The organism is Sphingobacterium sp. B29, from assembly GCF_001952815.1.
GTDB classification, from domain to species: domain Bacteria; phylum Bacteroidota; class Bacteroidia; order Sphingobacteriales; family Sphingobacteriaceae; genus Sphingobacterium; species Sphingobacterium siyangense.
In genome coordinates this window covers 458,225-472,256 of record NZ_CP019158.1, presented here as the reverse complement: position 1 = coordinate 472,256, position 14,032 = coordinate 458,225, and the positions used below count along the sequence as shown (strand labels likewise).

The 14,032-nt window shown below is 42.7% G+C and carries 11 protein-coding genes; 5 read left to right on the top strand and 6 right to left on the bottom strand.

Translation table 11 applies throughout. The features are described 5' to 3' along the window. Nucleotides 1-2: 2 nt before the first annotated feature. Entirely contained in the window at nt 3-2,525 is a 2,523-nt protein-coding gene (locus BV902_RS02055) for an SLBB domain-containing protein (RefSeq protein WP_157625842.1), read from the bottom strand. Nucleotides 2,526-2,877: 352 nt separating this feature from the next. Here BV902_RS02055 and BV902_RS02050 point away from each other — a divergent pair, with 352 nt between their 5' ends. From BV902_RS02050 to BV902_RS02030, 5 genes are all read left to right on the top strand, one after another. Beyond that, the gene (locus tag BV902_RS02050) at nt 2,878-3,792 is read left to right on the top strand and encodes a DUF5106 domain-containing protein (RefSeq protein ID WP_083663432.1); all 915 of its coding nucleotides are present in this window, start codon (nt 2,878-2,880) and stop codon (nt 3,790-3,792) included. A 3-nt stretch (nt 3,793-3,795) separates the two neighbouring features. Then, the gene (locus BV902_RS02045; protein WP_075990555.1) at nt 3,796-4,251 is read left to right on the top strand and encodes a S24/S26 family peptidase; all 456 of its coding nucleotides are present in this window, start codon (nt 3,796-3,798) and stop codon (nt 4,249-4,251) included. 504 nt (nt 4,252-4,755) lie between these two features. Beyond that, the gene (locus tag BV902_RS02040) at nt 4,756-5,667 is read left to right on the top strand and encodes an NAD-dependent epimerase/dehydratase family protein (protein WP_075990554.1); all 912 of its coding nucleotides are present in this window, start codon (nt 4,756-4,758) and stop codon (nt 5,665-5,667) included. Between the two features lie 164 nt (nt 5,668-5,831). Then, entirely contained in the window at nt 5,832-6,101 is a 270-nt protein-coding gene (locus BV902_RS02035; protein ID WP_075990553.1) for a PqqD family protein, read from the top strand. A gap of 52 nt (nt 6,102-6,153) precedes the next feature. Beyond that, complete coding sequence (locus BV902_RS02030) at nt 6,154-7,782, top strand: ABC transporter ATP-binding protein (protein WP_075990552.1); 1,629 nt, start codon at nt 6,154-6,156, stop codon at nt 7,780-7,782. A gap of 10 nt (nt 7,783-7,792) precedes the next feature. On the opposite strand, the gene BV902_RS02025 is transcribed toward BV902_RS02030, so the two are convergent. The 5 genes from BV902_RS02025 to BV902_RS02005 all read right to left on the bottom strand — a co-directional run bounded on the left by BV902_RS02025 (nt 7,793) and on the right by BV902_RS02005 (nt 14,029). After that, a complete protein-coding gene (locus tag BV902_RS02025) occupies nt 7,793-8,188 on the bottom strand; it encodes a hypothetical protein (protein WP_075990551.1) in 396 nt (131 codons plus the stop codon). Between the two features lie 377 nt (nt 8,189-8,565). Continuing rightward, a complete protein-coding gene (locus tag BV902_RS02020) occupies nt 8,566-10,962 on the bottom strand; it encodes a GumC family protein (RefSeq protein WP_075990550.1) in 2,397 nt (798 codons plus the stop codon). A gap of 11 nt (nt 10,963-10,973) precedes the next feature. Next, nucleotides 10,974-11,768: a polysaccharide biosynthesis/export family protein gene (locus BV902_RS02015; protein ID WP_075994576.1), complete on the bottom strand. Its 795-nt coding sequence runs from the start codon at nt 11,766-11,768 to the stop codon at nt 10,974-10,976. 73 nt (nt 11,769-11,841) lie between these two features. Next, nucleotides 11,842-12,933, bottom strand: coding sequence for a nucleotidyltransferase family protein (locus BV902_RS02010; protein ID WP_075990549.1), 1,092 nt, complete (start codon nt 12,931-12,933; stop codon nt 11,842-11,844). After that, complete coding sequence (locus BV902_RS02005; RefSeq protein WP_075990548.1) at nt 12,920-14,029, bottom strand: glycosyltransferase; 1,110 nt, start codon at nt 14,027-14,029, stop codon at nt 12,920-12,922. The genes BV902_RS02010 and BV902_RS02005 overlap by 14 nt, the downstream gene beginning before the upstream one ends. Nucleotides 14,030-14,032 lie beyond the last annotated feature (3 nt).

Here is a 14,032-nt window from a genome sequence, read left to right as displayed (position 1 = left end):
GGTTATTTGAATAAGCTTAAAATAATAGCTAAAGTAGATGCGACCCCAGCTCCAATACCCACCCAGGCCTGCGAGGTAAGTCTTTCTCGGGGAGCTCTTTTGGGAACAATAATTTCCGCTCCCGGTTTCACATCTGGATATCCTCCGTCTTTTCCTTTAACAGCACCGTTTGCATACTGCACAAAAACACGCTTCTTTAGCGCATTATCCGTGAATCCGCCGGCTTGGTTAATATAGTATTTAAGATTCTTTCCTTTGACATACACGACATTGTTGGGATTCAACACTTCCCCTGCAACTTTAACTGTTTCCAATTCTTTTGGCACGCTAATAATATCACCATCCAAAACCAATAAATCGCCTCGCTGGTGCGGATTAGCCAAAATTGTATTCAACTCGATTCCGACAAGATCGCTTGGCTCAATATCCGAAGCTGACATCCCTTGTTGAGATACTTTTGCCAAAGCCGTACTTTTTGCCCTTGAGTTATCCTTATTGTCTTCGTCCAGCTCTCCGGCTTCTTGCTTCGATGTAGATTCGCTATCCGCTAGACTATCCTTATGCAATTGATTTTGCAAACGCTCTTTTTCCTTTTTCTCTTCTGCTTTCAACTTAGACATCCCGGTACGTTTCAGCGAAGCTCCTTCCGTATAAGCATAAGGAGTCAATCCTCCCGCCCTTTTAATGATATCCGAAATACGTTCGTCTTCACGTGCAATCGTATAAAGGCCCGGATACAATACCTCGCCTTCGATTTTTACCTGACGTTGGGTACGGAACCCCGCATCGCCTAAGATTGAGATGACATCATAAGGCTGTAATGTCACAGCTGGATCCATCAGAACACCATCTTTAATATCGACCAAAATGGTTTTTGACGAACGATGATCACTTACATCAAGATTTTTTATGCGTCTGGCAATTTCCACACGGGCATTCTTAGCCGCTTCTGTAAGTCCTCCAGCCATTTGAATAATATCTTCCAATGTAGCATTGCTCGCAAATGGAAAATCGCCAGGAAAACGAACTTCTCCCTGAACAGTAAACTTATATTCATCCCTTAAATCAAAAATAGAGGCTATTTCTATTTTATCCTCTCTTTTCAAAGGAATATCCGCAACCGTACCGGCCAATACTTCACGCACATTGAAATTAATCAGTTCAGAAGTATTATCTGCTTTCAGACGATTAATGATACCTCTCTCCAGGAAAGCGTCTTCACGCAGACCGTCTGCCATTTCAAGGACCTGTTTCAATGTCATGCCTGGTTCTAAACCAAAGATCCCCGGACGAAATACCGCGCCTAAAACACTGATCCTATTGGCAAAACGTTCTAATATAGGCTCTACGATATACTGATCGCCGCCTTTGGGCACGTAATTCGCAAACTGATCCGCATAAATATCCTGAACACTGCGCTCCCGGCCGGTTGTCTGAAGAACTTTAATTTTGGCATTATAGGCATTTTCCGTAAAGTCTCCAGCATAACGCAAAATATCTGACAACGATTCTCCCGGTACCGTTTCAAAAATCGCAGGCCGCTTAACTTCTCCTTCGAACTGCACACGGGCACCATATACTGGGATATGAATAATATCCTGATCTTGTAAACGGATATTACCTTGCTGTATACCATTTGCCAAAAAATCATATACATCGATCGTGCTCACGACACGGTTACCGCGGATTACCTGAATATTTCTATAGGTACCATTTTTATTGGGACCTCCTGAGGCATAAAGGGCATTGAATACAGTGGCCAAAGATGGGAGGCTGTAAGTTCCAGGTTTTGTAACGGCTCCTGTTAAAGTAACACGAATGGTACGAATGTTCCCAATAGTCACACTCACCTGAGTCCTTCCAGAACGTAAGGCTGGATATGTACCGCTCAAGCGTTGTTCGATCTTGCTTTTTGCTGCCCCTATAGATAAACCGGCAACATTGATCTGTCCTACATATTCCACCTTAATTGTTCCATCTGGACTGACAGGAAGTTTATACGATGCTTCATTATCTCCTGTAATGTCCAATAAGATTTCATCATCTGGCCCGATGATATAGGAACTTGGTGTTGCCATGCGTAAGTTGGGCTCAAATGTGATCGTATTATTTCTAAAAAGATCTGACCCAAAAATCCTTAACTTCCCATCTTCATTTTGAACGGAATCTAGTTTGTTCTGTTGTTTATTTTGAAGTGAATCTGCTGCAGAATTCCCCAATTGGCGGCCAACACGCTGACTATTATCGGCCAGTCTAGATGATCCCTGCTGGTCAGACTGCTGTTTCTTACGTCTAATTTTCACCAAACGATCTTTTAGCTTCTGAACTTCAACAGCAGACACGCCTTGCGCACGGGCAAAACTATCCAGCTGACTTTCATCATAGCCCATTAATGCTGCCTGTTTAACGTACTGCTCAATCTGTGCGTCATTAAGATTATCAACTTTTATATTCGCAGGATTGGTCTGTGCATGTGCTGTTCCCACAAAACCTGCTATACATAACCATAATATTATTCTTTTCATTCGATACGTCGGCATTTTGCCGCAAAATTAGTAAAACTATTTAATTAAATGGTTTAAAAATTTACCTTACAAAGGTCGTCATTGCCTTTTCTCCGCCTATTTGCCTTAATTAGCGAAAGGATTTATCAAGACATCATAACGAGGTTACACCAGTATTTGCTACTTTTTCCTCTTCAATCGGTGTTTAAATTTAAATGCACTCCTCCTCGCTTCGCTCTTATATACTTATTCAAGCTATTAAAAACATTGAATTATTATTCTTCTGATCAATAAAAACCTGCAGAATAGAAATAGATTCATTCAAGTAGAATCATGAAGTTTTATTAACTTCGTAAAGTTAAGCATAAATTAAATGAAATCTCTAATCTATAGCCTCTGGCTCTCCATAAGTGTAATGTCGTTATTCCTTTGCTCCTGTAAGGACAATAAAAAAACAGAAAAGCAAAAAAATGACATTGTACAGCAAAATTCAAAACCAATGAGTTCTGCAGATAGCACTTTATTCCACTTTTGGGACAAATTTGAGATGCAGGATACTGCCCAAGTGAAAAATCCGGAAAAAGGAGAACAGCAACTTGCCGATTTTCTTCAATTATTGGCACAAGTACCTGATTCAGCGACAAGAGATAGCGCAGTAAGCCTCATGCTGGACAAAGCAAAAGTCAACAGAAGCAGCTTCGATTATTTCATTAAGCAATACGAGCATTACCTATATGACGGCAATTCGCCTATGCGCAACGATATAATCTACGAATCCGTATTACGCTATCTGATTAAAACAGATTTACTTTCTGATCTTGAAAAAGAAGCCTATAGACCTACTTATAAATTGGTACTCCGAAATAAAGAGGGACAAACCGCCGAAGATTTCAGTTATGAATTGGTGAACGGTAAAAAACAAAAGCTATCGGATACAAAAGCTAAGTATACCTTTTTGATCTTTTACGATCCTGACTGTTCGCATTGTAAAGAAACGATCCAGCAACTACGTGATACCCCCCAATTGGTGCAACTCTTTACACAATTACAGGTGCAGGTACTCGCTATCGACCCATGGGGAGATCGCACCAAGTGGAAAAACTACCAGTCGCAGCTAGCTGATCAATGGATCAACGGCTTTGATAGTGAAAGCAAAGTATTATCCTTTAATTTATACGACCTAAAAGCTTCCCCGACGATTTATCTTCTGAATGAAAACAAAAAGGTTCTATTGAAAGACACCTATTTACAGCAGGTCATTGCATATTTTGTTAAAAACAACCAATAACCGATGTCCGAAAACACAAGTGATAACACAACACGGATCATTTCAAACGAAGACTATTTTAAAGAGGTGCAGCGCATACTCGGCGAAGGTAAAGAAGTGCGTATTCGAATCAAAGGCGGAAGCATGCGTCCTTTTATCCAGGATGGCGACTCGGTCGTGCTAAGCGTATACCAGGGACAATCACTCGCTTTAGGCTGCAATGTACTCGTTAAAGACAAAGATAAATTTGTCTTCCATCGTCTTGTGAGCAAAAAAAACGGTCAATATATATTGGCAGGCGATGGAAATCTTGTCCTCCGCGAGTATATAACAGCAGCAGATGTGATCGCTGTCGCCTCTAGGCATTATCCAAAAAATGGTGATATTGCTATCGATATCGAAAGTAGATGGGCAAGATTACGTGGTTTAGCTTGGTATCATATCCGTTTCCTGCGCCGTATTTTCGCTAAATTGAAATAATCAATACCATCAGCGGCAGGCCATTTTTACATCGCTTTGCCTTATGTTTGCTTACCTAAACAATTTATTTCAAGATCTCCCGCATAACTCCCTGATATTATTAAAGCTATCGGATAAAAATATCCAATCAAAGAATAAATAACCCTAAAATAAATAGTCGTATTGCTAATCAGCTACCGAAATAAAATATTAAAATTTTTTAACAACAAACTGTAGCAATCTTGTTAGATTTAACGTTGAGTAAATTAAAATAAGTAAATATATGTATATTTGCAGCAATTATTCTGGCTAGAATTATGAGGCAAATTTTTTACGATGTTTAGATGTACTTCAAACCAAAGTTTTTATTGACAGGCTCAATTAAGAACATAAACCACTGTTTTAGAGAGAACTAAACATTGATAAGCATAACAATTATAAAGGGAAATATTCATAATTCGTATTGGCACGATAATTAAATATTTATTTAGCCATATAAATACAAGAAAGGGTTAAGGGATTAAGATGAAAGTACTAGTTTTAGGGGGCAATAGCGGCTTTATAGGGGGACATTTAAGCCAAAAGCTCAAAGATCCGTTTCAATGTCAATTTGTTTCGATGAGAAATCTAAGTTGGTTAAATGATGATCTTCAAACGGACTGTGTTATAAATTTAGTGGGTAAAGCGCACGATTTTACGGGGAAAGCAACAGAAGATGATTTCTATTTTGCTAATTTTGAACTGGCAAAGAAAGCTTTTGAGATATTCATCTCATCGCAGGCAAATTTATTTATTCATATCAGCTCCCTAGCAGCGATCGAAGAGGTAGAATCTGCCAAGTCCCTATCCGAAAATTCCACTTATAACTCCGTTTCTCCATATGGTAAATCTAAACAGGCAGCCGAAGAATGGCTAATGAGTCAGAAGTTACCTGCAGGTAAGAAATTAATTATTTTACGTCCTCCAATGGTGCATGGTGCTGGCGATAAAGGCAACTTAAGACAGTTATTCTCTATAGTCAGTAAAGGAATCCCATATCCCTTAGTTCGATTTAAGAATAAACGCTCATTTCTGTCCGTTGACAATTTTTGTTACTTTATTGAACAGATCCTTTTACAAAATGAAAAGATAAATTCAGGAATCTATCACCTATCCGACGATGAAACTTTATCGTCCAATGAAATTGTAAATATCATGAAACAGGAAACAGGCTTAAAAATTCCTTGTTTTCCACTGCCAAAGCGTATAGTTTCCTTTTTATCAAAGATCGGCGACCATAGTAGAGCTTTCCCTCTGAATACATGGCGCTTGAAAAAATTGACAAGCAACCTTGTTGTTTCAAATAAAAAAATAAAAGTTGCTCTGGCAATCGAGCGCTTGCCTAAAACAGCAAAGGAGGGTCTACGTGACACCATTAGAGCATTCAGGCAACAGTAAAATCATATTTGAACTTCAAAGCAACAAAACGGACAAGCACTGAAATAAAATTTAAAATTGTGCCTTAAATACGAGTCTTTTATATTGTATTTAAGGCACAATTTATTTATGTTTGATACCATAGCCTGAATCAAGCTATCACTTATTATTATATTTTAAACCTTATGAAGTTAAGAACGGATTTAATTTTGAGAACCATCGGTTCAGATCATTTGATTGTAGACCCCAACCAAGATATGGTCGACCTGTCAACAGTATATACGCTCAACAGCTCGGCGGCCTGGCTCTGGGAAGAACTCAAGGGTAAAGATTTTGAAACGGATACCATCGTGGAGTTACTCGTTGAAAATTATGAGGTCAGTAAAGAACAAGCACAATCCGATGCAGCAATTTTACTCGAAGATTTCCAAAAACAGGGACTGCTGGAAGAATGAAAACTACCTGGATAGTAAACTTACGCATTGATGAGGCAATCACTTAGATGACATGAATAGCAGCAGTTTGAAACAACACTTGTACTGGGCTTGGTCGATCAGCAAAGGATATCGAAGCAAACTGTTCTTTTATTTCATATTGGAATTGATTTGTATTGTGCTCTCTTTAGTTTTTGTATACCTATCCAAAAAAGCCGTTGATACAGCAACATCTCCAGGTGAACTTCCGCTAAAATGGTTGTTACTAGGTATCATTGGCGCTATTGCCCTGAATGTCGGCATTAAAGGGTACTCCGGACGTCTGATGGAACGGATTAAGCTGATGCTTACACTAGAGTTGCAACGAACTATGCTCGACGCACAGATGCTATCCATCTGGAAGCTGATCAAAAACTGGCATACAGGTGACATTCAGATCCGTATTCAGACAGACTGCGAGGAAGTAGCCAATACAATCGCCAATACATGCTTGTCTTTTATATTGACCGCAATCCAATTACTGGCCTCGGTCGGCTTCCTCTGGTATATGGACCCAATGCTGGCCCTGATGATTCTGGCGATATCACCGCTCTTCGTTTTTTCGAAACTCTATTTCCGCAAAATGCGCAAACTCAGCAAGGAAGTGAAAGCGGAAGAAAGTAATTTCTCCAAAGTGCTGCAAGAGAACCTGCGCTTTCGCCTGCTCATCCGGGCGATGGGTGCTTTTCCTAAAAGAAGAGCAAAATTGACCGAAAGCCAAGAGCAACTTTTTAGGCTAAAAATACGGCAGCTCAACTTCTCTACCTACACCCAAGGTGCTATGAAAGTGGCCATGAATGCCGGTTACCTCGTCGCTTTTATTTGGGGGATCTATCGCTTGCAGGCCGGACAAATTTCCTTCGGAACGATGACTGCCTTTTTGCAGCTGGTTGCCCGGATACAGTCACCCATTCTAGCACTTATCGCTTACATCCCCGGTTTTGTCCGCTTCCGCGTCTCTGCGGATCGCCTATTGGAACTCCAGGCTGGTGAAATCGAACCTCAAGTGACACAACAACGTCTTCATGAAACGCAGGAACTGCGCATCAACGACCTCTCTTTTAGATATGAAGACAAATGGGTCTTACAAAATTTAAATCTTTCCTTAAAGGTGGGTGAGCCCACCGCTATCATTGGACCGAGTGGAAAAGGAAAAACAACATTGATCCGTTTATTGCTGGCGCTGCTGAAAGCTGAAAAGGGAGAGATATCGCTTGTCGACAAAGATGGCGTAAGGCCGCTGACCGCTAGCCATCGCATCAACTTTGCTTATATACCGCAGGGTAATTCTTTGTTCAGCGGCACAATACGGGAAAATATGTTGCTACATGTTAAAGAAAATGGGCAACTGGATATACAGCAAGCGCTGCGCATCGCCTGTGCCGAATTTGTATTTGATCTTCCTGACGGTATAGATACCCAAATCGGTGAGTCTGGTATTGGCCTATCGGAAGGACAGGCGCAACGAATTGCCATAGCCCGAGGCTTAATGCATAATGGTGATATATGGCTCTTCGATGAGATCACTTCGGCGTTGGACCGTAGCACAGCTGATACATTGATACAACGTCTACTGGAATATGGCAAACATAAATTGTGTTTATTTGTGACACACGACCTTCATTTGGCAGACAGATGCCACCAACGTATTTATCTGGATTAAAACAGCTTGACTATCTGGTTTTTTTTCTTCTGACATTCATAATGTCGATTTTATGTGTTGTTTCGGCATACTGTATCAATACTTCAAGGTCGTTAATTTTATTGGTTAGTATCTTTTGAAAATGTAATAGCTCTAAATTTCGCTTTTTGGCTCCCTCCAGTTCGGATTCCAGTTTGGTGATTTTTTCTTCGTTCGAATGAACATTTAAATCTTCCTGATAGCAATAATTTTCGAGAGTTAACTCCATCACCTTGCCCGGTTTATTTTCTTTTATCGCTCGCTTCAACCAGCTCACAATGGTACGTTTATCTTTGACATTGCTGCGTTGCATGGCCTCTTGCACCGAAATCCTTCCTGTGAGTACTTCCCGCGCAACCTGTAACATAAAGGCTTTTCTATCTTTCATTATAATTGATTCTTACTGTAGAACGTTTTAAAAAGCCGCGACCAACCGGGTGGTCCGGTCACGGCTGCATGATCCAAATATGACATCAAATAATCAAAACCTATTCCTTTGCTTTGTCAATATTTGAAAGAACGCTTACAATAGTCCATCATCTTGTAAGACATTCGAATAGAACGCAAAAGGACAGTGAACAAATTTTGACAGAATTTTTCTGATTTCAAATTTCCATTAACTGAAACTTTCTGTTTCCGAACATTACGAAAAAAGAAAACACGCTTTAAATTCAACAAAAGGAATTTATTCCCCCTAGACACCTCCAAAGTTTTCTTCAATCAAAAAAAATATTTTCATAACTACATAAAAACAGCACTCTTCCATTAATGCTTGATTTTACGGGTAAAGATCGTTCGAATAGACCGAGCTATTTTTCTCCAACTATTTTGTCCTTCTTCACGACCATAACCATAGCCGTAACCATAGCCATAACCATACCCAGACTGCCCTAATTTGAGTCCATTCAGAATAATTGCCAAATTGGAAAGGCGCTTTTCTGCATAGATTTTTTGGATTTCTGGCAACTGCCGTTTATCCATCTTACCAGCGCGGATCACAAATAAAGTAAGGTCAGACACACGGTCTACCACAGTGGCATCGGCCACAATACCTGTTGGCACGCCATCGATAATGATGTAATCATATCGGTTACGCAAATCGCTGATCAACTGGTCCAATCTTTTGCTGAGCAGTAGCTCGACCGGATTGGGGGCTTCCATACCGATGGAGATATAGTCAACATTTTTTCCATGCAAGTTGTAATGAATGATCTCTTCTAGTTCGAGGTTTACATCGGATAAATAATGGCTCAATCCCTTACCGTGTATAATGCCCATGCGCTCACTTAATGTTCCTTTGCGTAGATCCATATCGACAACAATAACTTTTTTATTTAAAAAAGACAGGGTACTCGATAGATTCAGTGAGGTGAATGTTTTTCCAACGCCCGGAATAAAAGAGGTCAGAGTAATAGTCTGGGGATGTTTACCCTCCCTCGCCATAAAGCTCATATTGGTGCGGAGGATGCGGAAGGCCTCCGTGAGCGGGTCTCTGCCCATGGCACTCACCAAAATATTGTTCTGGGATGTACGCTTGTTAGTGGCCAAGGGAATTTCACCCAAAAGGGGCACATCAATGGCTTCCTCAATATCTTGACGACGCCGTACGCCGGTATCCAGAATGGAAAGGGTCATAATCACAATGGCTGGCAGTATAAAACCAATTGCCATACCTAAGCCCAGCTTCCTCATTCTGCTCGGGGCAACAGGATCAAAGGAAACGATTGCCGGATCAATAACGCGGATATTATCTTCGGTCATGGCCTGGTTAATGGCATTCTCCTCACGCTTGTTAAGTAAATACAGATAAAGTTCTTCCTTGACCTTTTGCTGCCGCTCTACCGATAACATAACCCGTTGCTTTTGCGGTACCTGCATCGCTTTGCCTCGGGCAACATTCTCTTCTTTCTTCATGTTGCCGGCTTTGATCTTTAATCCACCGATTGCGTTATCCACTGCCCGCCCGATATTACCCCGCATGGCCTGGAGAGCCCGATCTAAATCCTGAACCACCGGATTGGCATCACTGCTACCTTCGATAAGGCGATTGCGCCGAAGCAAAGTTGTATTGTAGTCGTTGATCTGTGTTTCGACACTGGCATCTACCAGTCCTGTATTATTTGGGATAAGTTCATTCTTCTTACTGCCATCGGACAGATAACCACGCATCATCTGCGCAAGATTGATATCTGTCTCGACCTTGTTGCGCTCGGATTGATACAATCTGCTGTCCTCAAAATAGGCTGTTCCGACCGTGGAAGCATCCATTCCTTGGTTTTGTGTCCGCAAATCTTCAATACTCGATTCTACAGATCCTAGTTCCTGCTCAATAATGGCCAGTCTTTCACGAATAAAATTAGCGGTATTTACCCCAATCTGGTTTTTGTCCTGCAAAGCAACTTCATTGTACACGTTGATCATCTCCGCAATCAGGGCTGTCGCGCGCAGCGGATTGGTATCTTCGGCAACAATCTGCAGTAATGAAGCATCTTCCTCCATCTGGGTGATGGAAATAGTCGAAATAAAGTAATTGACCATACCCTCTAGGGCAAACTTCTCCACTTTAACCTCTTGCTGCGGAAGCGCTTTATTGGGCTTTAGCGCCGACTGTACAATGACCTGCCCAAAGGGTGTGTTGACAGGTTTGTCTAAGGTAGCATCAACCTCCAGTGCGGCATCACCCTCGCTCCAGTTACTCAAAACAACTTCCTTGCCACCAACGGGAGTGACCGTAAAGGAAAAGGAATCTTCGGGTTTTGTTTGTGGAACAATTACCTTAATCGGACTTGCTGTATAAAGTTCCTTGCGTCGCAACCCATCGCCTACTGTATAGCTCATCTCGGCACCAATACGGGTAACGGTCTGCCGCATCAGTTCCTTGGATTTGAGCTGTAGGATCTCACTAGCCACACTAATGGAGTTGTAGGCTTCATTCGTGCGGGAAATCCGGGCCGTACGCGGTGTATTCATCGGTGTTTTAATGATGATCGTCTCTGCACTACGGTAGATAAAGGGTGATTTTGCGTACTGATAATAATAGTATGATCCAAATAAGAGAATGGACAATGCAAACCATTTCCAATGGTAAAGCAGATGTGCCAAAACATCCAGCACATTGATCGATTTGTCCTTCTGTAATTGATTATAGTGTGTTGTTTTCATTTCTCAATCCGTTATTTTAGCAGATTTATGGCCGTCAATATGACCGTAACCACGCCGGTAGCAATGGTTGTGAACCGCCAGCTTCGATCTTCACGCGGCGTATTTTCGGCTGCTATAGGCTCCACATACACGATGTCATTTTGTTGAAGGTAGTATGCCGGGGAGTCAAAGATGTCCTGAGACCCGACGTTGGTCAGCATCTTTTTTCGGACGCCATTTTCTTCCCGTATCACCGTCACGCGATCTGATGCAGCGTTTCGGGTCAGTCCACCGGCTTTGGAAATTGCTTCCAGCAAATTAATACGAGCATCCGGCACATCAATAATGCCCACACGGTTGACTTCACCCATGACGTTGACCCTGAGATTCAGCAGTTCGACTTTCACGATGGCATCTTTAATATAGCCGCCATCCGACAAACGCTTGGCCAACATATCGCGTACTTGCTCCAGCGTCAGGCCTTCGAGGTGGAAATTGCCCAAAATTGGAAAAGTAATATTACCCTGCTGGTCAATAAGGTAACTTGGACCGCTGGCTCCAGCGGTATTTGAACTGAGACTATTCTCCTTCTCCACGACAGCGTAGCTGCCTCCCATTACATTAAAAGGAGCCGCGAGTTCGGGGTTTTTCGCGCTAATCGTTATACTGAGCCGATCACTCTTCTGTAGTTTTAACATCGGTACATCCAGTGCCCGATAGGCAATATTTGGAACCATGTCGTTGACATAGACCACTTTCTTGGGTGCCATGCACGAACTTAGCAGGCTTATACCAAGTAAAATCATTCCTAAAATCTGTCTTTTCATATCGTAATAATCGTTTGTTTTTAAATGTTTGAGCTGCAGGAGCACTTAGCTGCATGAGCGCTGATAAATTGAATTATATGCCGCGCCGGTTAAAAAAATGAATAATAGGGAACCAAAAAGCCTCCTTAGGAGCATAAGGAAAGTGGCGTACAATACGTCTCAGCAGTGCTTCGGCCCGATTCTTACGTGCAACAGAAACTCCGTCAATACTTCGCACATAAGCTTCATCATAAAATCCAAAGTTGCCACTCTCCCAGACATCCTGGAGGATATCCATTCCAGCTGTTGCAGGCGGTGCAGGAAAAGGAAGTTTGTCTTTCGCTAAACCAAGTTCATGCACCAGAAACTGATGTACCAGAGCAATCCAGCGCAACAAGCCGATCTGGCGGTAAAGCTTTTCTAAACGCGTCCCATCTAACAGATGACTGTAACTGTGATACAGTGCCGCCAGGTCGCAGAACTGACGAAGGCCGATCCCAAAAGCCAGTGAATGCTTGAGAATGTGTGCCGTCACCTGAATAATCTGAACCTGTGGTGCCAATACTGCGACTTGCTGCCCAGCAATCGTAAGTGTGGTATCGGGAAAATCGATCCTATACCGTTTCAGCGCCTGCCTACTAAAAGGGTTGTAGAAATCAAAAAGGCGGTCATGCAAATCCATTTCTGTATCAGCCCAACGATAGACCTGCCCCCCGGCATTGACCCGGGGTATGCTATTTTTGATGAGGTGAAGACCGGCAAGTGTACACTGCCGCCTTGATTCAAAATACCAGTCGATATCGCCGCAGACACGATGCTGTGGCAGCCGATAGCTAGCCGCTACCCCCTGACCTTTTAAAAGCAAAGGCCGGAGCTGCCGTTTTGTGAAAAAAGCGTGCTGCTGGGCGATCATGCTATTGTTGCGGTGATGGCTGCGTTCGATCCGGTCGATCTGTACCGACCATTTCAGCTGCAGCTGCCGTGGCGGCAGATTGGCTTTTTCTAGACAGAGCAGTCCATCATAAACAATCGCTTGAACGGTCTGCTCGTTCGCCCGGCGATAAAGCCCAGACCATTCCGCCTCGGATAAGGGAAAGAGCTCCTTTTCATGCGCACTTTGTTTCTTTCCCCAAAGTCCACAACGTAAAAGAAAAAAGAAGGCGGCCTGAATTTTAATACGTTCCATAAATCCTCCTGCACTTTTCGATCATTTTATCGCGCGTAAAATTTTCATGATACCTTTTTCGACTTCCCTCGGCATACGTTTGATAAAAGCTTTGATCGGAACCGATCTGCTGGATGGCCTGAGCCAAAGCTGTTGCATTCTCGGGCGCAACGACCAGACCCGATACCTGGTCTTGGTTGACCCAACTCACGCCTGAACCGGGTATATCCGTAGAAACGATGGGTATACCGCATGACATGGCCTCGATCTGAACAATAGCAAAGGCCTCCGTTTTCCAGATAGAGCTCAGGCAAAAAATATCGGCAGCGCCAAAATAGGTAGGGATTTCATCATCGGTCACAAAACCCACCATACTGATCCGCTCCTGCAGATTCAGCTCCGCAATGAGCTGGACAAGCTGCTGCTCCAACGGACCTTTTCCGCCAATAATGAGGTGAAAATGCGCGTCTAGCTGTTGCATCGCCTGGATGAGATATGCATAACCTTTGTATTCCACAAGGCGGCCCAGCGAAAAGATAATTTTCTTGTTGGGATAACGGCTTTTCAGCGCTGCAACAGCCGCCGGATCATATTCCATCGGATTTACGCCGATCGGGATATAGTCAATTTTAGCCCGCACATGTTGTAAGAAAGGCGACTGCTCCACATATATGGGTGTGGTTCCCACAATCTGATCGGCCCTTTTGATTAGCCAGCTTTGCAGTGGCTTATATAATTTAAGCAGGTTTTTCTGTTTTAAAATATCCGAATGCCAATGTAAAATAACACGCCCCCGATAGCCCGATAGGTATAGCGCCAGACTGGCCATGGGATCGGGATGATGGATGTGAATAATATCATATTGAGCAGCAATCTTCTTTAGTTTGCCAATCATGGCGGGAGCTAACATGGTGCCGGCAATTTTGACGGAGGTACGGACGATAAATAATTTGGCACAGGGGTTTAGCTGTATTTCAGCCGCGGGATGATCTTCGGTCGATGCACAGAGCATATCACAGTACACCCCGGCCTCGGATAGCCCCAGCATCAAATCGTACATCACTTTTTCCACACCGCCGCGTATCGGATAAAATTTTCCCAGTTGTAATATCTTCATCAA